Origin of the sequence: Flavobacterium sp. MDT1-60 (assembly GCF_014844035.1) — a bacterium.
In the GTDB taxonomy this organism is placed as follows: domain Bacteria; phylum Bacteroidota; class Bacteroidia; order Flavobacteriales; family Flavobacteriaceae; genus Flavobacterium.
Genome location: NZ_CP062159.1, coordinates 1,425,596 through 1,450,027, shown reverse-complemented (window position 1 = coordinate 1,450,027; position 24,432 = coordinate 1,425,596). Strand labels below are relative to the sequence as shown.

At 30.8% G+C, this 24,432-nt stretch carries 23 protein-coding genes and 1 pseudogene; all 24 read right to left on the bottom strand.

The genetic code is table 11. The features are described from left to right. Positions 1-10 precede the first annotated feature (10 nt). Entirely contained in the window at positions 11-985 is a 975-nt protein-coding gene (locus IHE43_RS06045) for a UDP-glucuronic acid decarboxylase family protein (protein WP_225585417.1), read from the bottom strand. A gap of 113 nt (positions 986-1,098) precedes the next feature. Then, on the bottom strand, positions 1,099-2,082 hold the full coding sequence (locus tag IHE43_RS06040; protein ID WP_192187115.1) for a glycosyltransferase: 984 nt from the start codon (positions 2,080-2,082) through the stop codon (positions 1,099-1,101). Then, complete coding sequence (locus tag IHE43_RS06035) at positions 2,075-3,223, bottom strand: SDR family NAD(P)-dependent oxidoreductase (RefSeq protein ID WP_192187114.1); 1,149 nt, start codon at positions 3,221-3,223, stop codon at positions 2,075-2,077. Before IHE43_RS06035 ends, IHE43_RS06040 begins: the two co-directional genes overlap by 8 nt. Next, positions 3,208-3,783, bottom strand: coding sequence for a DapH/DapD/GlmU-related protein (locus IHE43_RS06030; RefSeq protein ID WP_192187113.1), 576 nt, complete (start codon positions 3,781-3,783; stop codon positions 3,208-3,210). Before IHE43_RS06030 ends, IHE43_RS06035 begins: the two co-directional genes overlap by 16 nt. Then, a complete protein-coding gene (locus IHE43_RS06025; RefSeq protein ID WP_192187112.1) occupies positions 3,776-4,456 on the bottom strand; it encodes a CatB-related O-acetyltransferase in 681 nt (226 codons plus the stop codon). Before IHE43_RS06025 ends, IHE43_RS06030 begins: the two co-directional genes overlap by 8 nt. Before the next feature lie 2 nt (positions 4,457-4,458). Continuing rightward, complete coding sequence (locus tag IHE43_RS06020; protein WP_192187111.1) at positions 4,459-5,628, bottom strand: hypothetical protein; 1,170 nt, start codon at positions 5,626-5,628, stop codon at positions 4,459-4,461. Further along, positions 5,618-7,162 carry a lipopolysaccharide biosynthesis protein gene (locus IHE43_RS06015; RefSeq protein WP_192187110.1) on the bottom strand — a complete coding sequence of 515 codons (1,545 nt, stop codon included), beginning with the start codon at positions 7,160-7,162 and terminating at the stop codon, positions 5,618-5,620. Before IHE43_RS06015 ends, IHE43_RS06020 begins: the two co-directional genes overlap by 11 nt. A gap of 6 nt (positions 7,163-7,168) precedes the next feature. Further along, a complete protein-coding gene (locus tag IHE43_RS23965) occupies positions 7,169-7,723 on the bottom strand; it encodes a DapH/DapD/GlmU-related protein (protein ID WP_192187109.1) in 555 nt (184 codons plus the stop codon). Further along, positions 7,710-8,438 carry a HisA/HisF-related TIM barrel protein gene (locus IHE43_RS06005; protein ID WP_225585416.1) on the bottom strand — a complete coding sequence of 243 codons (729 nt, stop codon included), beginning with the start codon at positions 8,436-8,438 and terminating at the stop codon, positions 7,710-7,712. The genes IHE43_RS23965 and IHE43_RS06005 overlap by 14 nt, the downstream gene beginning before the upstream one ends. A gap of 50 nt (positions 8,439-8,488) precedes the next feature. After that, positions 8,489-9,100 (bottom strand): imidazole glycerol phosphate synthase subunit HisH, encoded by a 612-nt coding sequence (gene hisH, locus IHE43_RS06000; RefSeq protein ID WP_192187107.1) that lies wholly within the window; start codon positions 9,098-9,100, stop codon positions 8,489-8,491. After that, positions 9,097-10,242, bottom strand: coding sequence for an N-acetyl sugar amidotransferase (locus IHE43_RS05995; RefSeq protein ID WP_192187106.1), 1,146 nt, complete (start codon positions 10,240-10,242; stop codon positions 9,097-9,099). Before IHE43_RS05995 ends, hisH begins: the two co-directional genes overlap by 4 nt. A gap of 30 nt (positions 10,243-10,272) precedes the next feature. After that, complete coding sequence (locus tag IHE43_RS05990; protein ID WP_192187105.1) at positions 10,273-11,016, bottom strand: oxidoreductase; 744 nt, start codon at positions 11,014-11,016, stop codon at positions 10,273-10,275. Continuing rightward, complete coding sequence (locus tag IHE43_RS05985) at positions 11,009-11,932, bottom strand: Gfo/Idh/MocA family protein (RefSeq protein WP_192187104.1); 924 nt, start codon at positions 11,930-11,932, stop codon at positions 11,009-11,011. The genes IHE43_RS05990 and IHE43_RS05985 overlap by 8 nt, the downstream gene beginning before the upstream one ends. Continuing rightward, positions 11,929-12,651: a cytidylyltransferase domain-containing protein gene (locus IHE43_RS05980; RefSeq protein WP_192187103.1), complete on the bottom strand. Its 723-nt coding sequence runs from the start codon at positions 12,649-12,651 to the stop codon at positions 11,929-11,931. The genes IHE43_RS05985 and IHE43_RS05980 overlap by 4 nt, the downstream gene beginning before the upstream one ends. Next, positions 12,652-13,698, bottom strand: coding sequence for a nucleotidyltransferase family protein (locus tag IHE43_RS05975; RefSeq protein WP_192187102.1), 1,047 nt, complete (start codon positions 13,696-13,698; stop codon positions 12,652-12,654). After that, positions 13,695-14,798: a UDP-N-acetylglucosamine 2-epimerase gene (gene neuC / locus IHE43_RS05970; protein WP_192187101.1), complete on the bottom strand. Its 1,104-nt coding sequence runs from the start codon at positions 14,796-14,798 to the stop codon at positions 13,695-13,697. Before neuC ends, IHE43_RS05975 begins: the two co-directional genes overlap by 4 nt. Next, the gene (gene neuB, locus IHE43_RS05965; protein WP_192187100.1) at positions 14,798-15,817 is read right to left on the bottom strand and encodes an N-acetylneuraminate synthase; all 1,020 of its coding nucleotides are present in this window, start codon (positions 15,815-15,817) and stop codon (positions 14,798-14,800) included. The genes neuC and neuB overlap by 1 nt, the downstream gene beginning before the upstream one ends. Positions 15,818-15,819: 2 nt before the next feature. Beyond that, a complete protein-coding gene (locus IHE43_RS05960; RefSeq protein ID WP_192187099.1) occupies positions 15,820-16,443 on the bottom strand; it encodes an acetyltransferase in 624 nt (207 codons plus the stop codon). Beyond that, positions 16,433-17,575 (bottom strand): LegC family aminotransferase, encoded by a 1,143-nt coding sequence (locus IHE43_RS05955; RefSeq protein ID WP_192187098.1) that lies wholly within the window; start codon positions 17,573-17,575, stop codon positions 16,433-16,435. Before IHE43_RS05955 ends, IHE43_RS05960 begins: the two co-directional genes overlap by 11 nt. Positions 17,576-17,577: 2 nt before the next feature. Then, a complete protein-coding gene (locus tag IHE43_RS05950; protein WP_225585411.1) occupies positions 17,578-18,765 on the bottom strand; it encodes a UDP-N-acetylglucosamine 4,6-dehydratase in 1,188 nt (395 codons plus the stop codon). 17 nt (positions 18,766-18,782) lie between these two features. Then, complete coding sequence (locus IHE43_RS05945; protein ID WP_192187097.1) at positions 18,783-19,859, bottom strand: lipopolysaccharide biosynthesis protein; 1,077 nt, start codon at positions 19,857-19,859, stop codon at positions 18,783-18,785. A gap of 7 nt (positions 19,860-19,866) precedes the next feature. After that, a pseudogene (locus IHE43_RS24020) lies at positions 19,867-22,304 on the bottom strand (SLBB domain-containing protein). Between the two features lie 38 nt (positions 22,305-22,342). Further along, a complete protein-coding gene (rfbB, locus tag IHE43_RS05935; RefSeq protein ID WP_192187096.1) occupies positions 22,343-23,392 on the bottom strand; it encodes a dTDP-glucose 4,6-dehydratase in 1,050 nt (349 codons plus the stop codon). 10 nt (positions 23,393-23,402) lie between these two features. Then, positions 23,403-24,410 (bottom strand): mannose-1-phosphate guanylyltransferase, encoded by a 1,008-nt coding sequence (locus IHE43_RS05930; protein WP_192187095.1) that lies wholly within the window; start codon positions 24,408-24,410, stop codon positions 23,403-23,405. Between the last annotated feature and the right edge of the window lie 22 nt (positions 24,411-24,432).

Genomic DNA, 24,432 nt, shown 5'->3' with positions numbered 1-24,432 from the left:
TAATCTATTTTTAAAATTCCTTACTATACTTAGTCTCTTCTAATTGTTCTTTTGTGAAATTTTTAAAATAGTCATAAGTAATTTTAAGTCCTTCTTCCCGAGAAATTTTAGGTTCCCAATTTAAAATAGTTTTTGCTTTGCTAATATCTGGTTTTCTTTGTTTAGGATCATCCTGAGGAAGCGCATGATATATTATTTTTTGTGACGTTCCTGTTAACTTTATAATCTCTTCGGCAAACTCATTAATGGTGATTTCATCCGGATTTCCAATATTCACTGGATAACTATAATCCGACATTAACAATCTGAAGATTCCCTCAACCAAATCGTCAACATAGCAAAATGCTCTCGTCTGTGAACCATCTCCGAAAATTGTTAAATCCTCACCACGCAAAGCTTGTCCGATAAATGCAGGCAAAACCCTTCCATCATTTAATCTCATTCTAGGTCCGTAAGTGTTAAAAATTCTTACTATTCTAGTTTCTATTCCATGAAACGTATGATAAGCCATTGTAATTGCTTCTTGAAATCTTTTTGCTTCATCATAAACACTTCGAGGGCCAATTGGATTTACATTTCCCCAATATTCTTCAGGTTGTGGGTGCACTGTTGGATCTCCGTATACTTCAGAAGTAGAGGCAATCAAAACCCTTGCTTTTTTCTCTTTAGCTAATCCTAGTAAATTGTGTGTTCCTAAAGAACCTACCTTAAGGGTTTGAATAGGTATTTTTAGATAGTCGATAGGACTAGCTGGTGATGCAAAATGTAATATATAATCTAGCGGACCTTTAACGTCTATAAAATTTGATACATCATGATTTTGAAATTCAAAGCTTTCTAAAGGAAATAAATGCTTAATATTATTTAAATCTCCTGTAATTAAATTATCCATTCCAACAACCTGAAATCCCTCTGCTATAAAACGATCACACAAATGGGATCCTAAAAAACCTGCCGCCCCAGTAATTAAAATTCTTTTACTCATCATTTTTTGTTTTATTGCAGTGTACTATTGAATTTTATATGATGTACTTATCAATACCTCTGAAATTGACATGAACTTCCTCAAAAAAACAATAATTAATAACTATTTTTAAATTAAATACTCTTTTCGCTTTTATTAAAACGTCGGCACAAATACTCATATAAATGCTTCTTACCTCCAAGAAATAAATAATAAATACTATTTTTTTCAATTGTTTTAATATCTGCACGAACTAAAGAAAAACAATCTAACCATGTTTTATTATTTTCAACAAAAAAAGAAAACCATACAGCTCCTGCTCCTACTTTTAATTTATGCTTTTGATTTGAAGTTAGCTCATTTTTAACAATATGGTTATAAAACATTCTGAACATCTCAACAATCTGAGTTTTCATTTTTATACTACTTCTAATAGTTGTTCCATGTTGTCTAAAATAATTAAGAGGCTCTGATACATAATAGAAATCACTTATTTCGGTCATATCTAACCAAAATTCCCAATCAGCAACAACTAAATAACGATCAGACAAACCATTAACTCTTTCGAATAGCTCCCGTTTAACTAAAGCAGCACTTAGATTTGGAATAACACAAGAAAATGAAAGAAACTCTTTCATTTTTATTCTAGAAATCAAACCTGTTTTAGTAACAGCTACTTTAAAGCTTTTTTCCCTACCAACAAAATCATTTGTAAAGACAATTCCTTTTTCATCCACAAGGTTGCTTTTTGAAAAAACTACGCCTACTGAAGGATTTTTTTCAAATTCCTTCATAAGTAATTCGATTTGATGTGGTTCGGCAAAATCATCGCATTGTGCAAAAAGAATATATTCTCCCTTAGCAAAAGAGGCTCCATAGTTACTAGCCTTCACATAGCTTCCCGAATTTTTTGTCTGTAATTTTAAATCTATGTTAGTAATGTGTTCATACTGTTTTAGAATTTCTTGACTCCCATCGGTAGAACAATCATCAATAATTATTATTTCAAGATTTGAGTAAGTTTGATTGATTAAACTATCTAATGCTTGTTTTAAATATTCAACGTGATTGTAACTAGTAAATACAATACTTACTAAAGGTTTATTTAAATTATCCATTAAGCAAACCTTTCTCTTTTAATTCTCCTAATGATTTCTTATAGTCTGTCGTATCTTTTGGAATGTCATTTTGTTTTATTGCCCAATCTATAAAGCTATGTAACCCCTCTTTAAACTTCCATTTTGGTACGAAACCTGTAATTTGATTGATTAATTTTAAATCAGCAAAGTTATGTCTTATATCGCCCTCCCTAAAAGCCCCTGAGATTTTTATTTCTGACTTACTATTTAAATAACTAACTATTTCATTAGCAACTTCAATAACATTTACAGGCACACCACTCCCAACATTCAATATATGCTGCCCGTTCTCTTCTGACGTTAGACAACTGATAGTAGCACTTACGACATCTTCTATATGTACAAAATCCCTACTTTCAAGACCATCTTCAAAAATATTAATTTCCTCATTTTGCAAAGCTAATCGTGTGAAAATTGACAGAATACCTGTATAAGGGTTTTTCAACGATTGCCCCGGCCCATATACATTTTGATACCTCAATGCATAGCCATTAATGCTCTTTAATTGGGTAGCCAGAATTATCATTTGCTCCTGAACCTGTTTAGTAATTCCATAAAAAGAAGAAGGATGAATTTTAGAACCTTCATCAGTAGCCGCTACTGTTAAATTATGATTTCCTGATATTGGACAACATACTTCAAAACTTTTACTAACATTTTGATATGTTCTTGAATTGGGGTAAACAATTCCGTGCTCAGGAGAAGTATATTTTCCTTCTCCATATATAGATCGAGATGAGGCAACTATAACTGATTTTATATTATGTGATTCGTTTATAAGAAAATCACATAGGTTTGCAGTTGCCTGAATATTTATATTTGTATAATGTGAAACTGCATACATAGATTGACCTGTCCCGGTTTCAGCTGCGTAATGAATAATGGCATCTTGTCCTTCAAGTGCAGAATAAAGTAATGATTTATCTGCAACATCTCCAACTATTAACCTTACCTTATCCTTCAAATCGTTAGACAACTCATTTTTATCACCATGAATTTGTGGAAGAAAATTATCTAGAATTGTAATTTCATATCCTTCTTTCACTAATTCTCTGGCAACGTTTGAACCGATAAAACCCGCTCCTCCAGTAATTAAAACTTTATTTATACCTTTTCCCATTTTTGCAATATTATATTATACTTTTTTATAATTCTGGCTGGTGCCCCAACCGCCACACAATAATCCGGTATATCTTTAGTAACTACCGAATTTGCACCAATTACACAATTTTCACCAATACTGGCACCAATTATACAAACGTTCTCCCCTATCCATGATCCATCACCAATACGTACGTTTGACAACTGCTTTATTCCCTGAAACATAATAGGTAATTCAATGTTTTCATATTGATGAAGATTATCCGAAATATAAACCTTATCTGCCGTTAACACATTTTTTCCTATAATTATTTCTTTTGTTGCATAAATATGATTGAAATGGCCTATTATACTGCCTTCTCCTATAGATAACTCGCAATTGTCTTCATTCGTCAATGGTACAGCTGCTATCCATGTCATTTTTTGAATAACAACTCTCTTTTCAATTGAGATATTTTCCTTCCCATCGATTCTAAGCAATTTTTGGACAATTGCTGTAGAAGAAATAAACCTATATTTTTTTTTATTTAAAATATAATAAATTCTTCTATTTAAAGATTTATATATTTTTTTAATCATTTTTTAAATATTTTATAAACTGATATGGGTCAAGCATTAACTCAGAATTTGAGTGAAACCAATTTTCTGAATAATTCCACCATTCACTTTTTTGCAAAATATGAATTGATTCTTCATCAAATCTATATTTTATATGTTTAGCAGGGATACCACCCACAATCGAATAAGCCTCAACATCTTTTACAACAACAGCCCCTGCTGCTATAACTGATCCATTTCCAATTTTAACTCCATCAAGAATTATCGCTCTCTCTCCTATCCAAACATCATTGCCTATAAAAACCTTTTCAAAACTAGTGCTAGCTTGTTTAGCAAAAACTTTTGGTAATGGTGTATCTTTTTGAATTAAGGCAGGATGCGTTGTTACTTTGTCAAGATTATGCATCCCTGGAGCTATTGAGACGGAGGTAGCTATTGAACAAAATTTACCAATTTCACAATTGAAAATACGACTACCTACTTGTACGTAGGAATATGAATCAATTCTAGAATTAAAAATTTTATTATCCTCAAAAATAACAACGTATTCTCCAAAAGCACTTTCTACTATATCTGAAGAAGAAGAAAACCTGCATGTAGGGTTTTTCGCTATAACTCTTGAGAACTTAATCCTTTTCCTGATTTTAGTTACAAGATCAAAAAGTAATCTTTTTACAAATGTTATCAATATCATGATTATTCTTTAATTAAGAAATCAATAAATATATCTCTTGTCAATTTATTTTCAGTATCAGAAGAAGTCTGAAAGCTATATTTGTATTTTTGATAATTTTCAAGCGGAAGTTCTTCAATCAAATTAATCCCCTCTTCATTGTTCATGAATTGATAATTACAACCTAGATAATTTGCAAAATGAATAACGTTCCTGTGAACTTCTTCAATTCCATTCATAATATTTTTTGAAGTTATAAAATGAAGTTTTTTTCCAAACGCAATAGGATAATTTATTGATGTACTATCATGTGCAATTACAAACTGAGCATACTTAGTCAACTCTGCTGTTTGTTTAAAAATCACCTTTCTTCCTGAAAAAAAGTCTTCAGTTTTATAACGAATTGCTTTAGGATGTGCAGCAATCACAACGGGAAGTCCGAATTGTTTTTCAACACGATCAAAATAACTATTTAACTCAGGATAGTAATCTTCAGCTTTGACATTTTTAATATTAAACAAAACTGTATCTGGATGCAAAGGTAAATACTCGTCTAAAAAAAGTATATATTTATCAGAAAGAGTATTTTTTCGATCTTTTAACAAGAGGTAATTATCATAATCATCACTGTTAACTTTAACTTGTTCAGCATTTTTAATATCATCTAAACCTACTCTTCCAATACCTTGCCAGCCCAGATCCCCCCCGATAAACACGATATCATACCTTTTTATTTTTCCTTTTCTTATTGATTTCAATACTTTTTTAAATCGTATATAATTTAAAACGGTTGAAATTTTAACCCTATTTAAAACCCCAAAAAATGTTTTGGGAGGTACTGGAAGAGGAAACATATTACGTCCAAATACCGACAGAATGCAATTGTATTTAGTCAAAATTTCATATAATTTTCTAATTCTCCCTTCAAAAGACATTATTGAGACAAAAAGAACTTTTGATAAAAATGGTTCTGAGTTTAATGCACTTTCTAATTCAGAATAAGAACGAAAAATTCTTGTATTTACAAGCTTTGAAGAATCCTCTATATTATAATTATTTTTAAAAAAAATGGCTGTTATATCCCAATATTCTACTTCAATACCAGCATCTGTCACTTCTTGCATATAAAAATCAGCATAGATTTTTGTAGTAAGTGGCATATATCTAATATATATTACTTTATTAAATCTCATTTTTAGGTAAAATTAATTTCAACGTTTGAAAAAAATAATCTCTCAATGCTTTAACCGTAAACAGACTAACCGCAAAGGAAATTAAAACTCCTAAACCAATTATCATTGCATTAATAACTAAATTTATTTTATTCTTACCATTCACAAAATTATGCTCATTTAAATAAAGAAATACTACTAAAACTAAAGCAGCTGGAAGGTAAGGCACAATTTGGTTTTTGATAAATTGATATAAAGAAATTTTTAAAAAAGACAATGAATACCCAATGTAAACGGCTCCACTTATAAAAAACACAATAAACTTAAATATAGCAAAAGATGCAACACCATATAAATCTAATGTAAAGTAAATACCTACCCAATAGACTACAGGCATCACAAAGCTTAAAATATACATTTCTTTTAACTTTTCTTGTGCAACCATTAGCATTCCCGCAGGATAACTTACAAATGCTAAAACATTACAAGCAATTAACCATTGTACAACTTCTATTGATTTATTATACTCTAAACCAACCCAAGAAATAACTAGAGGTCTTGAAAAAATCACTATGGCTATAATTGGAAATACAACTATTGGGAATGAAATTGTCAAAATATGCAAATAAAATGTTTTCAATTCCTGACTTTTGTCAACTCCTATAAAATGATTAAACCTTGACGAGAACGGAGAGAAAAAAACACCTAATAGTGATCTAAAAAAACTCAAGATTGTTAGACCAATAGCATAAATTGCAACTTCTTTTGCTCCCAACAATTTACCAATGGCAAAAGAATCCATTTCATAATATAAAATCCAAGAAACAGTAACAATTAAACCTGAAAAAGCAAGGTGTTTTGTTTTTGCAAACATAATTTTATCAAATTTGAAACACATAAATAACTTAATGAAATCATAGTTAAAAGCTTTCTTTGCTATGAAAATTCCAATTAGAGCACAAGACAAATTCACAATTTGCACAAATAAAAAATAGCCTACTATGTTATAACTTTGTAACCCGAAAAAATAAAACACTGATACAATCTTAAATAAATTTCCGATAATATTAATTTTTTGCAATCGAAAATCTTGTAATCGAATCCCAAATACCATTTGCAAAATTCTTTGTAAAATTATAGTTGGAGAAAACAAAGCTAATATTAAAAGTAAATTGCTTGCTATATCAATCTGTATATCTGATTTTATGTCTTTAATCAGTAATTCTGGATTAAAACTTAAATATAAAAAAACAGAAGAAAAAATAATTAAAAAAATCAATAAGACTGAATGAGTAAATCCAATTACTTTCAATTCTTGCTCTGTTTCTCCACGAGAATAACTTTCAGCAGCATATTTCATTCCAGCACCCAAAAAACCTAAATCTGCGTATGATAAAAATATTGAAATTGAAACACAAACAGTATAAATACCATAAGTTGCTTTATCACTGCTTAAAAAAGGCACTACTACAAATAAAGAAGCAAATCCTAATACAATAGATAAAATTTGATAAAAGTAAATTTTTAAATAATTCTTCGAATATGATTTTTGCATTTACTTTTATTTAGCTATCTCTTTAATTATCTTAGCTGGGTTTCCAGCAACCACAACTCCATCTAGAACCGATTTTGTTACTACAGAACCTGCACCAACAACTGAATTACAACCAACTACAATACCGGGAAGTAGTATTGCATTAGCCCCAATCCAACAACCTTTTTTCAAAACTATCATTTCATCAGGATAATATCCCTGATCAATTAATGGAATATCTAATCTATCAAACTTATGATTATTGATATAAAAATGGACACCGCTTCCTAACATTACATCATCTTCAATAATTATTGATGTTGATAATGTATTCGATTCACCAAAAAGCATAACTCCTGGACGAATTACAACTCGATTTCCAATTTCTATTTGAGAACATCCAACAGCATAAGCCCCTGGTCTAAAATCAGCTGTTTCAGAGAAATGCTTAAACTTTTTTCTACAAAGAGCTAACATTTGCTTTTTATAATATAGTCTCCAATGTGTAAATGGATGATCTGGACCAATTCTGTCTGCTTTAAGATTATACTTAACTTTTTTTATAATATCAATTATCAACATTCCAGTTTGCTAAATTTTCGCCAGATTCAATTAATTTTTTTCTTGCTTTCGGAAGACCATCACCAATGAAATTAAATAAATTTGCAGTTGCAACAGCACTTACATTTTTATATTTTAGTCCATCCATGAAATGAGATTCATTTCCTGCACCGCCTGCAATTATAAGTGGTATTTTAATTTTTGATTCAAATTTTTCAATTGTGTCAAAATCATATCCAAAACCAGTTCCATCTTTTTCAATAGAATTTAGATATATTTCTCCGACTTCTAGTTTTTCAAGATAGTGCAGATATTGCTCTAAACCAAGATCTATTTTTACACTTCCATCGTTGATGTAAACGTCAAAATTTTCATCATTTTTCTTATAATCAATGGAAGCAACAATACTTTGTGAACCATATCTTTTTATTAATAATTCTACTAATTTTGGATTTTCATACAGTACTGTATTTAAGACTATTTTATCTGCACCGCTATTAAAAAGCAATTCTGCATCTCCCATAGATCTAATACCTCCACCTGCAGCAATTGGGATAAAAGCATCATTTACTAAATTCCCTATAGTCTTCGCAAAATCAATTATGGATTTATTATTACGAGTTGCATTTAATACAACTAACTCATCTAATGAAAATGCAATATTCTGGAATTTATAATTTTTCTCAAGCCAATTTAAATTACCTACTTTTTGTAATCTAAAATTACGGCTTTGCATAAAGAAACTGTCACTATATATTAGTGTAAAGATTATCCTTTTTCTTAACATTAGAATTTTTCAATAAAATTTTTTAATAATCGAAGACCATTTTTTTGACTAAGTTCAGGATGAAATTGTACTCCCACAATATTATGATACTCAAAACTTGCAATAAAGTCAGAACCGTAAGCACAATAAGATTGATTGATTTGATGTTCACTTACCATTTTGTAGCTATGAGTAAAATAAAAATCAGCTTCAGCAGGAAGCCCATCATATAATTTGAATTTAGAATCTGTCTTTAATTGATTAAATCCCACATGAGGCACCTTTAAGTCTGTGTTATCAAATTTTATACAATGCCCATTAACAAAACCAAGTCCATTTGTAAAACCATCCTCTGTACTTGAAGTGCCTAAAAGCTGCATTCCTAAACAGATTCCTATTAAGGGTTTTCCGTTTTTTACAACAATATCTTCAAGGTATTTATCTAAATTATTCTCTTTTATTTGAATCATTGCTTTTCTAAATGATCCAACACCTGGGAGAATTATTTTATCTGCACTTTTTAGAGTTTCATAATCTGCAGAAACAACAATATCATCAACGCCTAAATAATTTAATGCACTTACGATTGATTTAATATTTCCCATGCCATAATCGGCGATTACAATTTTCATATAGTAAAATCTTCTCCAGGAACAAATTTTGGTGACCAAATACCATCGACTTTCTCAAACAAATCTTTATTGGCATATTTATCTAAAACAGCATCAAATTCTTCCTTACTCATTTTATAATAATCTAGAAAAACATCAATTAAATCGTAAGGATAGGCATTATCGTACATTTTAACTAAGTTTAAAGCCTGATCTCTTGTCATAGAACCTCTTCTTATTTCTATACCTGCATCTTGAGTTGCTCTTCCAAACCCAAATTTCAAGTACATTAAATAAGCATGTAACGTATATAGAGCCTGATCATTCTGAGAAAAATTAGTAAAAGTATCTACACTTCCCTCTTCTTTTTCTATTAATCCACAATTCTCTTTTGCTACTACATAATTTCGGTAAGAATCCCAAGCTTCGAAATAAGACCAGTGTGTAAAAGAAAGTCCTATCTGAGAAACTTCTTCATCTGTTGGAAATTTAAAAAATGCTAGGTCAGCTTCAGATATGTCCCCATCCGCTCTAATCCGATCAAAAACTATTTGATGTCCTCCTTCTAAATATATCTTCTTCATATATTCAATATCATACAAAGGATTATTTTTGCTTTCAGTCGAACCTCCATATTCAACCTCGCCATCTTCACCATAAAACATCAATGGTATTTTAAAGTTTGCAGCTGTTTTAATACAAGCAGTCATGATAGCAATTAACCAGCCATAATAAGGAAATCCTTTTTCAATAAACCCATATTTATTAAGTCTGTCTAATACTACTGGATTAGGAGATATATGAATATGGTCATATCCAGATTGAATAAAATTAAAAAGATTTTGATCTCCAATTGGTAATGATAAAGCAGGACGCACGGTAACCGCTAATGGATTCATTCCATATTTATGTTTTAACATATATGCCACATAAGACCCATCTTTACCTCCACTGACAGGAACAATACAATCAAAATTTCCGTTTGTAGATTTGTATTTAGTAATTAATTCATCTAGTTGTTTTTGTCTATGCGACCAATCAATTTGTTTCTTTTCTTCCATCCACTGACAAGCATTACACCATCCTCTTTCGTCGAATGTAATTCTTGGTCTAGTAGACATATTTAAACAATTTTTACACCAGGTTATTTTCTTTTCGCTCATTACTTATATTTTTTATCTTTTTATTTCTATTTAAATGGCTGTCCAGCCACCATCTACAATTAAATTCTGTCCGGTAATATATCTTGAATCGTCAGAAAGTAAAAAAGCAACTGCTGGTGCAATATCATCAGGTGTCCCTAATCTTCGCATAGGAACTTTTTTACAGTAGTTATTCACAAAAGTTTCATTTTGATTGTCAAAAATTCCTCCTGGAGAAACAGCATTTACTCTAACTTGCTTCGGACCATAATATGATGCTACATATCTAGTAAAATTAATTAGTGCCCCTTTTATTGCCGAATAAGCTGCTGGCATTGTCATTGTGGTTCCTTCGTAAACTGTGAAGTCCGCGCCAACAACCCCATAAATAGAAGTCATATTAATTATACTTCCTGTTTCCTGTCCTGCCATTTGTAAGGCAACTTTTTGGGTTAAATAAAAATAACTATTTAGTTGCCAATCTACATTTTGTTTCCAGGAATCAATTGCAATATCTTCAAACTTATTTCCCCAATCTTTTGTTCTTGGATAAGCATTATTAACCAGTCCATCAATTTTTTCATATTTTTTTAAAACTAATTCTAATGCACTATCGATCGAAGCAGTATCAGTTATATCACAATACACATTTGATAAGTCTATGTTGGTTTCATGATTAATTTCAAAATTTATACAAAAGGCGCCTTCAGAAATCAATCTGCTAACAATTGCTTTACCCAAAAGACCATTTCCTCCTGTAATTATAATTATCTTATTTTTCAATCTATTATTCATCTTTCAGGACAATTTTTAATATTTCTACCGATTCTCTAAAAGAATTCATCGGTACTTTGTTTTCTTTTAAGCAATAGATAAAATAATTTAATTGATAACTGTACGTATATTTCATTTCAAATTTAGGAGTTTCAAAAACAATTTTATTATCCCCATCTATGATTCGATTATTAATTAAATCAACTTCTAGAATCTCATTATCAAAAACAACTTCAATTAATCGTTTTGATTTTTTCCTATAATAATTTAATATAATATTTGCTGTAAATGTATTATACTGCAAAATATAGTTAGCATAATCAATGGCATCAATATGCAAACTTGAAACATTTCTTAATGTCGAACTGCTTTTATTTGGCATTCCAAATAACCAGCTAACATAGTCCAATTCATGAAATAAATCTAAATGTACACCTCCACCCATTGATGCATTTGCGCTATATATTTTTCTAAAGTCTACATTAGGACGCCAGTCTGGTAAATAGGACCCACAATATACATTTACTTCATTAATTTTTAAATCTTCAGAATTTAATTTATTTTTCAAAAATTCGATACATGGATGAAATCTCAAATTACAAGCTATATAATTAATTACTTTTCTGTTTTCGATTAAATCAATTAATGTAGTTACATTCTCCAATGTATTTACAGCAGGTTTTTCAATAAATAGTGGAATTTCTAGTTTTGCAAATTTTTCAATAAACTCAAAATGCAAGTGAGTTGGATTCGAAATAATTGCAAAGTCAAAAGAAATATTTAAATTTTCGAGATCATAAATATTTGTAATTCCATCTTCAATTTGTGAATTTGGTCTTGATCGCAAGGCATAAATTGTAGCATCAATTTTCAAAATTTGTATTGCTGAAATATGCTTTCTAGCAATAGATCCTAAACCAACGATTAAAACATTCATAGTTCGAAATCCAGTTTATTATTTTGCAGTAAAAACTCCATAAATAAAAAATCTATCGGATGATCCAAATCAAAACAAATATGATCCATTTCATAAACCAGAGATTTATCTGTAATCGCGCTTTTAGATCCGGATTCAAAAAAAGATCTTCTATACCAGTAAAATGATGCATTTAATTCATATACCTTAGGTGCAGATTGACGTGTCATTACACTTCCGTCCGGATTAGTTTTTACTAATGAATAAAAACCATCTTCATTCTTTTCAACCATATTAAAATACGGACTGCGAGCTGCTGGATTTACAGAAAATAAATTTAATGCTTCAGGATTAGCTAGTATTAGATTTAATGCTTTTTCAATATCCCTGAAAGTTCTTAATGGTGAAGTAACATCTAAATCTAAAATAAAATCATATTTATACTGTGTCAAAGATTCTTCATAAAGTAGCAGATCTTTAATTGTATCAATTTTTCCTGCTTCATCTGTAGCCAGATAATCTGGTCTAACGTAATCTGTATAAACACCAAATGACTCTGCAGTTTTTTTTATGTTTACATCATCAGTTGACAATGCAACTTTAATATTAAATTTTTGCCCTATCTTTTTTGTTAAATCGATAGAATAACCGATAAGGGATTTGCCATTTATAATTTTTATATTTTTCCCTAGTATCCCTTTAGAACCACCACGGGCACAAATCGTTATTAATATATTCATTTAAAATTTTATATTATGAATGTCTATATGAGCTTTCTCAAAATCTTCATGTTTCCCGACGTCTAACCAATATCCTGAAAATGGAAAAGAAATTACTTTATAATTTTTATTGATTAATTCTTCCATTAAATCAGTAGCATTAAAAAAAGTATCTTTCGGTATAAAACTCAACATTTTCTTTTTTATCAAATAGATTCCTCCATTTGAATAGTAAGTGTACGTTGGCTTTTCTTTAAAGCTTTTTACCGCGCCATTATTTGTCTCCAAAACAGCATAAGGTATATTCACTTGATATGGAATAGTTAAAACAGCTAAATCTGCATCTTGTCTTATAAATTCAAGAAAAAACTGTTCATAATCAATATTAGTTAGCAAATCCGAATTTGTAACAAGAATATAATCATGCTCAAAATTTGTTATTTGAGATACAGCTCCAATGGTACCCAAAGGTTCGTTCTCCCAAACATATTCAATTTTTACATTCTTTTTTTCACCCTTTCCAAAATATTTTTCTATTTGTTCTCCTAAATATTTTACCGAAACCCAATAATCATCAATTCCAAATAAAGCCAAACGATCTAAATTGTGTTCCATAATTGCTTTACCTCCAACTTTCAGAAGTGGTTTAGGAATACTATCTGTTAACGGTTGCAATCTCTGGCCCCTACCTCCTGCCATAATTACAGCATCTATTGGCAAATAAGATCTGATTTTTCTAAAATTAATAACATTCACAACTTTGTGATTTTCATCAACAACTGGAACAATTCTAAAATCACCTTCCCGATATTCAATTACCTTTTTAAGATTATTCTCTCCTTTAATTATATATCTTGGATTGTCCTGAATAATCTCATCAATGATCGAGTCTATAGTAAATCCTTTAAGTAAGCCGCGTCTAACATCCCCATCTGTAAGAGCTCCTCTTAACTTATCCTCATTATCTACGACAAAAAGTATAGCGTCTTGCGATAATTCATTGAATTGGAGTAAGGCTTGTTTTATTTTGCTACCTGAAAGAATTAAATGGTCTTTATAAATTCTCATGAAAATTCTTTAATGATTTTTATTATATTATCTGCTGCGTTAGATTGAAAATATATATTCTCACCGGTGTAAACTTTTAGATCTATTGCTTCTCTAACAGAAGAAATGATCATTTTCTCATCAAATTTGCAATTTATAACATTGTTACTTTGTGCCCTGCCTTTTTGTCTATCGCCAACATTTACAACATATTTCCTAAATGAGGCAGCCTCCAAAATTCCGCTTGAAGTATTCCCTAATAATATTTTAGCATAAAACATCGCTGAAAAATAATTGACTTTTCCAAAATTCTCAATTAACAAAATTCTATTAGGTAATTGGATTTTTAATTTTTCAATAACTTCTCTATAAATTGATCCTTGTGTATCTGCATTAGGCATTGTAATAACAATAAATTCATCTTCTGAAATTTTTTTCAAGGCTCTTTCCATCTCTTCAGCATATTGAACGTTTTCATTTACCAACATTGTTTCGGGATGGAAAGTTACTAAAACATAGTCTTCTGTTGGTATCCCAAACATTTCGAAAAAAACTTTTCTATCTATTGGAACAAAATTTTCAATATCATTTAAACTTAAAGAACCCGTAGTAAAAATATTTTCTGAAGAACCTATCAAATTTCTAACTTTTTCGCTAAAAACATCTGTCCCAGTTAGATGAAGAATTGAAGCTAAGGAAATTTGATGACGATAAATGTTATCTATTGCACCTAATGTTGTTTCTCCTCCATGTATATGAGCAAATCTAACTCCAAAGGGAATTCCTGCTTGTACTGCTGCACTCATTTCAAAACGATCTCCTAAACAAAATACTAAATCATATTTATGATTTTGCCAAAAGTCTGCAAATTTTAAAACTGTCAAACCATAAGATGATGCAATAGATTGTTGATCATCATTTGAAATTAAAGAAGCAATTTTATGAATGCAAATATAATCATCCTTTTCAATATCTTTTAAAGTGTATCCATGACTTCTAGAGATGTGAGTTCCAAAAGCAATAATCTCTATATCAAAAAAAGAATCATTTTTAATTTTATGAAGGAGGGGGAGATATATTCCATAATCAGCTCTCGAGCTTGTTAAAACGCCTATTTTCATTAAATATCAGAAAGTAAAAGTTTATCAAATTTTATTTTATCAGTAATTAATATTTTTCCAATAATATTTTCCCATTCCATTGGAGAGATTCCATCTCCAGGTCGTAATGGAATAAGATCATCCTCAGTTATAACATGCCCCTTTTGTAAATCTTTATTAAGATGGAGGCTTTTCCTTGCTATAGAGATATTCTTTTTTTCACTCTCACTTGGTACCTTTTCTCCAACCCCACTTATAGCTAACTCAATATTACGAATTGCCTTTACCATTTCCTTTAATTCAGCCGGTTCCAATGAAGCGACATGATCTGGTCCTGGCAAAGTTCTATCTAAAGTAAAATGTTTTTCTATAATTTGTGCACCCAAAGCAACTGCTGCAATGGGAACTTCAATACCCAAGGTATGATCTGAATATCCGATTTGAGTCTCAAATTTCTCTTTTATCGTTAACATTGCTTTGAGATTAACATCTTTAATTGGAGTTGGATATTCTGTATTGCAATGTAGGATTGAAATCATTTCTTTTTTTAATCCAAACTTAATCAGTACATCCAAAGCATTTTCGATTTCTTTTTCAGAGCACATTCCAGTAGACATGATAACTGGCTTTTTATATAAAGCTACAGCTTTTAAGTAAGGATAATTAGTAATCTCTCCACTTGGAATTTTAAAAAAAGATAATCCTAAATCATTTAAATATTTTATACCTTCCATATCAAATGCAGTAGAAAAGAATTTAATATTTTTTTCAGAGCAGTAGGACATTAATTCTAAATGATTTTCATGACTTAACTCCAAATTCTTCAACATTGTATATTGAGAATCATCGCCATCATTAATATTTACGCTTTGATATGTAGCCTTTTTAGCTTCCTTGCTTACTAAATTGTCAGCCTTAAATGTTTGAAATTTCACATAATCGACACCAGCATCAACGGCAGCATCAATCAATCTTTTTGCCATCCCAATATCACCATTATGATTTACGCCTGCTTCTGCTATAATAATTACCTTACTCATATTTATATTATTCTGCCTGGATTTCCAACAACTTTTTTTCCATCTGGAATATTCATAATAATAACAGATCCGGCACCTACTATTACGTCCTTGCCTATATTGACACCTTGTTTAATTACAGCGTTAGCTCCTATAAAACTCCTTTCACCAATACTAACATTTCCAGCTAAAACTGCTCCTGGTGCTATATGAACAGAATCTTGCAAAACACATTCATGTTCAATAATACAACCTGTGTTTAAAATTACATTTTTCCCAACTACTGTAAGAGCATTAACAACAACATTTTTATTAATAAAAATCCCGCTTCCTAAAGAAACACTTTTGGATATATTAGCAGTTTTGTGTACTAAAGTTTCCACTTTTTTCCCTTCACTTTCGATAAAATTGGCAATAATTTGTCTTAACTTATTATCTCCTACCCCTAACACAAAAGAAGCGTTATAGTCCCAGCCCATAAAATCTTTACTTTTTTCAAAACCTAAATATGTTAAATTGTATGGATTAACGTTTATCTTATCCTTATCAGAATAACCAACTATTGTAAAACCATTTTCCAAAGCAGTTTCTATAACAACATAAGAATGTCCGGAATATCCGACAAGAATTACAGATTTATCTAACACTACTTGGTATATTTACGATTCGTTCTTCTAGAAATTCAGCGTTGATCTGTTTGTCTTTCTGACAATTCTCATACATTGGCAAACGATACATCAATTGCCAAATAGGTCGAGTCATTACTGCATTTGAGTTTGTTGTTTTTAAAAACAAATCCCTTTCGCCTTTATTTTCTAATTCTACACACATTAGCCAATAATTTGCTTTAGTTCCTGGCGTTTCTGTTCTAAATTTTATTCCATTAGTCTCAAAAAAAACTTTATAATCTTGAGCTAATTCTCTTTTATTATCTAAAAACTTATTTAATTGCTCTAATTGTGCACATGCAAGAGCTGCATTTAGATTAGGCATTCTAAAATTATATCCCATTTCATCATGGACATATTCATATTGATGTGGGATTTTCGCTGTTGTAGTTAAATATTTCCCTTTTTCTCCTAATTTCAAATCATTTGTAACGATGGCTCCACCACCACCGCATGTTACAATTTTATTACCATTAAATGAAAAAGCAGCAAGTTTTCCAAAACTACCAGTTGGTCTTCCTCTATATTCACTACCCAAGGATTCAGCAGCATCTTCAAGTAATGGAATTTTCCAAGCATCACAAACTTTGATTAATTCTTCTAAATGTACAGGAAATCCAAAAGTATGCATTGGTAAACATGCACCAATTCTCTTTCCGGTTTTTTTATTATAACAACCATCTTCACGCAAGTCACCAAATTCTTCTAAAAAAACAGCTACTGCTTTAGGAGAAAGCCCCATCGTATCTAAATCAACATCTAAAAAAATAGGCGTGGCATTTTGATATGCAATGGCGTTCGCCGTCGCAACAAAAGTTAATGCTTGAGTTAACACTTCATCTCCAGCTTTTACACCTATCAAACGCAAAGCAACTTGAATTCCAGCTGTACCATTAACAACAGCAACTGCTTTTTTGGTCTCTGTAATAGTTTGCATCATTAGTTCAAATTGATCCACGTATGCACCTACAGAAGAGACAAAAGTAGAGTCAATAGTTTCTATTAGGTATTTTTTTTCATTACCTCCAAAATGAGGAATATGTAGAGGTATAAATTCATTTGTTTTATACTGCTCTTTTATAAAAGATATTGCTGAGTTAATAGCATCCATAATTACATTTTTGAATCTAAATATTTACCTGTTTCTTTATGTCCAAAATTAGGTATCATTAGATGAAATAAATCTACAATCTCTTCTTTATTCCAAATTTTATTTAATTTCAATTGATTTATTTCATTTGTAAAACTTGCTAATTTAGATTGATCAAAATTAGCTCCATTTTTAATCACTCCAAAGTTTTCAAAACGTTCCATATCGAGAACTTCGTTAGCAGTAAAAAATTCTTCAAAATCTTTTTCACCCGTTGTGTCACTAGCTGTAAATAAACATGGCCATTTTTTTTGTGCAATCAAATCCTCCGCTTTATCTCTCGCCTCGTCTTCTGTTTTACACAAAAAAGGTTGATATCCTATTTCAGCTAAATACTTTACAGCAATATCCGCAAATGAGATTAAATGTAAGCTCTCACTTAATTTAGGAAAAAAAACATCCCTGTTTTCTCCAAAAACACAAGACATCAAGCAAAGTTCTCCAGATTCTTTTGGTGTAACAAAATATCTTTTAATATCATTCGGAGCAACAATAGGTTGTTTTTTTATAATTCTCTGATTAAACCCATGTAACAATGATCCGTCTGAAAAAGCAACATTAGCAAAACGAGCAGTTGAAATGTTAATTTCCAGACTTTTTCGCATTAAGTACATTTCCATAATCCTCTTTGAGGCTCCCATCATATTTACAGGATTAGCGGCTTTATCTGTCGAGACACAAAAATATTTTTTAGTTCCATTTTCAATGGATTGCTTTAATGTTTTTTCTGTATTAAAAACATTAACATCAATCATTCGCATTAAAGTAAAAGGGTCTTTTTCACTGCGAACATGTTTTAAAGCAGAGAGATTCAGTACATAATCATATTTACCATCAGAATTAATAAAAGCATCATACTCAACGGAACCTATATCTAAAGCAAAAGTTTGAAAATCGCCATCAATATAACCGTAAGAACTTCGCAAATCACGAACCAACTCCACCATATTATTTTCACTAATGTCAACAACGTGCAATTTTACCGGATTTCTCTTAAATATTTCTTTAGTAACAGCCTGGCCAATAGAACCCGCACCACCTATGACTAAAAAGGAAGACTTATTTATAATTTCTGATAGCACTTTTTCATGAGCTAAAATATCTCTTTCAAATATTTCTTCATTCCTTCCAATTAATTTTATAATGTTCATTATAAGAAATTAAATTATTATTCTGAAACTAATTTAAATAGCCGACGACTTATTAAATAAAACGACATTAAGAAACCTGCTAAAATCCCGCCCGACAATATTCCTTTTAATTTTCCTAAACGTTCTTTCTTTAGAGGTAAAATAGGCTTGTCTATTACTTGAATTAAGGGTGTTTCTTTTCGTAAAGTTACCTTAGCTAATTCAGATTGCTTGACTAATTCGGTCAAAATCGCCGTATTAGCCTGTACATCAACCTGTCTCCTTGCTGAAGGAGCGCGTCGAACATTTAGAGCCGGATTTAAATTAAAAGTATTATCATTTGCAACTGCTACACCCGTAATAGCACCGTTAAGTTCTCTTCTAACAGAATCAACCTGACGCTCCAAAATATCCATATTTATTCTGGCTTTTTTACTTTTTGTGGCAACATAAAACTTTCCCACTTGTCTAGCCAGAGCTTCACAAAAGTATTTTGCAAATGCTTCATTTGTTGAAGAAACATCAATGCTAATGATAGAAACCTTTTTATCTTTCTGAGCTACAGAAAGCCCGCCTTTTGAAAGATCCTCATACATAACACCCAAAACACTATCTTGCACTCTTGTAAATTTCTCACTATTAGAATTCGGCAAAAACTGTAAAGAAGCAAATTTAGGATTACTATTCCATTTTTCTCTCCATTCATTATTTTGAATATACATTTCGGCTAAAGAAACTGTTTTCCCATTTACAGTAACTGGAGATAATAATGTTTTTTGAACCATTGCTCTTGATTTAAATAATTCAGTCAAGTTTGAGCCTGTAAAAATTCCACCTCCACTCCCTCCTAAATCAAAACCAAATGAACTTGCTAAACCCAATGCACCACCTAAGCCTCCTCCACCTTTTTCATCTTCTAAAGCAAAAGTTAATGTTGCAGCATAAATTGGTTTCTTAATAAGAGAGTAACTTAGTCCTAAAACTGCACCAATGAATCCAGCTATTACAATTATTTTCCATTTAGAAAATAAATACTTATACCATTCAACTATTTTTTGAATAAATTCCTTTAAGGAAATTTCATCATTTCCATTGTTATTTAGTTTATTCTCCATTAATTTTTTATTTAAACGCTGTAACAATTAATAAAGCTAAGCTTGAAATTACACTACCAATTCCAACCCACTCCCCAGCAGACATTTTTTTAGTTTCAGGCTTTTCTGGCACCACAATTTGAGAATCTGGCTCGACTTTTGGATACGATCTAAAAAACAAAAATGAACTAGTTACAGCCGCTTTACCATTTGGATAGATTATGTATGATTTTTTCTTCCATCCTTTGTTATCAACACCTCCAACAGCATTTAAATAATACTTAAATCCCTTTCCGTTTCTATAAGGAATTTCTGAAGTTAACAACACATTACCGGTTACTTTGACTCCTTCATTATACACTGCCACTTCGATTTCGTCGCCCGGGAATAAAGTTACATTTGAGTAATGGTTTTTATCTTTTACAATTTTCCCCCAGTTAACCGGAATAGTTGCGTATTTAAGATCTTCTTTTAACTTTTTAGTTAATTTTTCTTTCAAAGTATCATTCTTTGACAAATTCAAATCAATACTTTCAATCTTTTCAATTTGCTCTTTTTTAATTGGTCTCTTAATTTTCATCCCGTCTAAATTAGCTATTGATGTTAATCCTCCTGCTCTCATAACAACATTATAAACCGTTTCTTTTTTATTAGCCAAGACATATTTACCTGGATATCCAACAGCCCCGCTTACTATAACCATTTGTGGTTTTTCATAAACTGCCATTTTTCGAATATTAATAATATCAAAGGGTTTTAAAACAAAATTTTTAATTTGCTCATTATTGTCAGCTGTAATTTCAAGTTCAACTAATTCAATACGTTTTGGATCAGCATCATCTATTGCATCAGATTTCACCATCCTTGCAATCTCTACTCTTTTAGAAGCAGAACCTGTTAAGCCACCAACTTGTATCACTAAATCATTTAAAGTCAAATTCTCGAAATACTCATACTCTCCAGGATTTTTTACTTCACCATCAATCGTTATCTTATATTCCTCCCTGAAGTCTAAAACAGAATAAACCGTAACAACATCTTCTCTTTTTAATTCAACATCAGCATTTAAATCTCCAGACAATGCAGCACTTAAATCAACATTTACAATTTCAGTTGTTAAATCTGTTTTTAAACGAATAATTCTAGCTCTTTTTGTGTAAGCATCTTCTTTAAGTCCTTCAGCTCTTATAATAAGATCTGAAATTCTCATTCCTTCACTATAAGAGTAATAATCTGGTCTAAAAACAGCCCCTTCAATTTTGATACGGTTCTCAAATCGATTTAAGATTTTTGTAATTTTAAAGACATCTCCAGATTGTGGCATGTAGCTACCATATTCACTTTCATTGATATCATGAACTTTAAATTCCTTACCTGTTTTCTGAAGAACATTAACTGATGCCGTATATGCAAATTCATTAAATCCTGAAGCAAAATTCAATAAATCGTAGAAAGTCTCTCCTTTTTCATCTCAAAAATACCTGGTCTCTTAACTTCGCCTTCAACTATAACTCTTTGACTGTAAGCTGGAATTCGAATGACATCATTTTCTTTTAAGCTAACATTGTCAGACTGATCTCCCTTTACCAAAAATCTATAGATATCAATATTTCTATAAATCTTATTATTCCGAATTAATTCAATATTTCGATAACTTCCATTTTTCCCAGGCCCACCTGCTAAATGCAACGCATTGTACACTGTCGCCAAAGATGAAATAGAGTAATTACCTGGTTGTTTACCTCCGACAATTGTTACTTTAATGGTACGTATTTGACCTAAACTAACACTAACTTGTGATTGCCCAGAACGAACAGTGCTATAAACCCTCGCTACGGCAGTTTTTATCTTTTGGGTAGCAGCTTCAATAGACATTCCCGATACTGCTATTTGTCCAACATAATCAATTGTGATTTTTCCTTCTACACTTACTGGAACACTTGCATTATATTCCTGAACCCCATAAACGCTAATTTGCAATTCATCTCCTGGACCTAAAACATAATTCATTGGAGTTGCCAGTTTCAAATCGGGTTCAAAATTTAATGTTGGGTTATCAAATAATTCAGAACCAAAAATTAATGCATTTGCAGAATCTTTTACTTTTTCATTTTTGATTTTTTCCTGCCTTCTTCCAAACTCCGAATCTTTCTCTTCTATTTTTGGTTTATTACTTTTATCATTTGTAGAATTCTTAACATTTTTTTTCTCGTATTCAGAAAGTTTAATTTTAAGCTTATTGAATTCAGTCTGACTCATACCTTTGGACAAAACCATTGATTCTACCTGATCAATTGTAGCATTATTATTTTTTAATTGGGCACTAATTTTTGCTAAATCATCGTCTGAAAGATAATCCACTTTTACTGTACTTAAATCTTTAGATTTCATTATATCTTGAGCATTAATACTCAAAGATGTCAATAAGATAAAAAAGAGGGTAAGAACGTATATTGTTTTTTTCATACTAATTATATATTAACCTTAAGTTACTTTAACTTAGTTTATGAATATTGTTTTTGGTAATAATCCTTATAAGATCCTGAGGTTACATTTTGCAACCAATCTTCATTATTCAAATACCAGTTAATAGTTTTTTCAAGCCCCTCTTCAAAAGTAACAGAAGGCTTCCAACCTAATTCTCTATTAATTTTTGAAGCGTCAATAGCATACCGTAAATCATGCCCAGGTCTATCTTTTACATAAGTTATAAGGGTTGCAGAGGTACCGTCTTCTCTTCCTAATTTTTTATCCATAATTTGGCACAATAATTTAACCAAATCAATGTTTTTCCATTCATTAAATCCACCAATATTATAAGTTTCATGATTTTTTCCATCATGAAAAACTAAATCTATAGCAATTGCATGATCTTCGACAAATAGCCAATCACGCGTATAATTTCCATCTCCATATACCGGCAATGGCTTATTATTGATAATATTATTTATAAAAAGCGGGATCAATTTCTCTGGAAAATGATATGATCCATAATTGTTTGAACAATTTGTCAAAATATAAGGCAAACCATAAGTTTCGCCATAAGCTCTTACAAAGTGGTCTGAACTTGCTTTTGATGCGGAATATGGTGAATTTGGATCATAAGGAGTTGTTTCTGTAAAAAGTCCTTCGGCACCCAATGAACCGTATACTTCATCTGTGCTAATATGATAAAATCTTTTGCCCTCAAAATTATTAGCTTTCCATTGATTTTTCGCTGCATTTAATAAATTCATTGTTCCTATTACATTTGTTTTTACAAATGCTAAAGGATCTTCAATTGAGCGATCAACATGAGACTCTGCCGCTAAGTGAAGCACACCATCAAAATTATGAATCGAGAAAAGTTCATTTATAAAAGCCTCATCAACGATATCTCCTTTTACAAAATTATAATTAGGTTGATTTTCAATATCTTTAATGTTTTCTAAATTTCCAGCATAAGTAAGTGCATCCAGATTAAAAATTTGATATTCTGGATATTTACTCACAAATCGTCTTACCACGTGCGATCCGATAAAACCAGCACCTCCTGTTATAAGTATTTTTTTCATTTTAAATTTCTTAATTTAATAAGTCAGAATTTTGCTTCTCTAATTCACTATAAATATCTTTTACATCCTGCGAATTTTCTTTTTGCAAAATCAAATTAGCCGAGGGAGTATGCACAAAAATAGTATTTTTTAAGCCTAAAAAAGTAGTATGTATATCAGAGCCAATAACCATATTACCATTTTGATCAATCGAATGACCTTTAGCTACTAAATAATCATAAACTGATTCAAACGAACCTAAATCAGACCATGAAAATGAAGCAGGAACAACTTTTATCTTTTTACTACGTTCCATCACAGCATAGTCAATACTAATTGATGGAATCTCCAGGGATAAATCTAAATCTAAGAAGCCATTTTTACTGGATTCCCAAACTGCTTTAGATTTTTCATAAACATCTGGTTGAAACTGTTTTAATTCATCAAGTAAAACTCTTGCCTTAAAACAAAACATTCCGCTGTTCCATAAAAAATTTCCTTTTGCAATAAATTCTTTTGCTGTTGTCTCGTTAGGTTTCTCTCTAAAAGAAATTACCTTATCTCCTTTTGCTTCAATATAACCATAACCTGTTTCAGGTTTAGTTGGAACAACTCCAAATGTAACTATAAAGCCATCCTTTGCTTTAGAAACAGCTTCATCTATAGCACTATTGTAATTATCCATTAAATCAATAATATGATCTGAAGGGGTAATAATTAGTATATCATCGGGATCTGACGCAAATGCAGCAAATGCAATAGCAGCGGCTGTATTTCGAGGAGTTGCTTCTACAATATTCAGATAAGAAGTTTTAGACTTATCCATCACTTTTCCGCTTAAATGATGATTGTCTACATTTCCAACCACCATTACCTTATTCGCTAAATGACTATTTCTATCAACGGTCATCTCAAATAAAGATTTACCTTCAAATATTTCTAAATATTGTTTGGGTTGGCTTTTACGAGAAAGTGGCCATAATCGACTACCTACTCCTCCGGTTAAAATTACATGTGTAATTGACTTATGTGTACTCATATTTTTTTGAATAAAAAAAAAT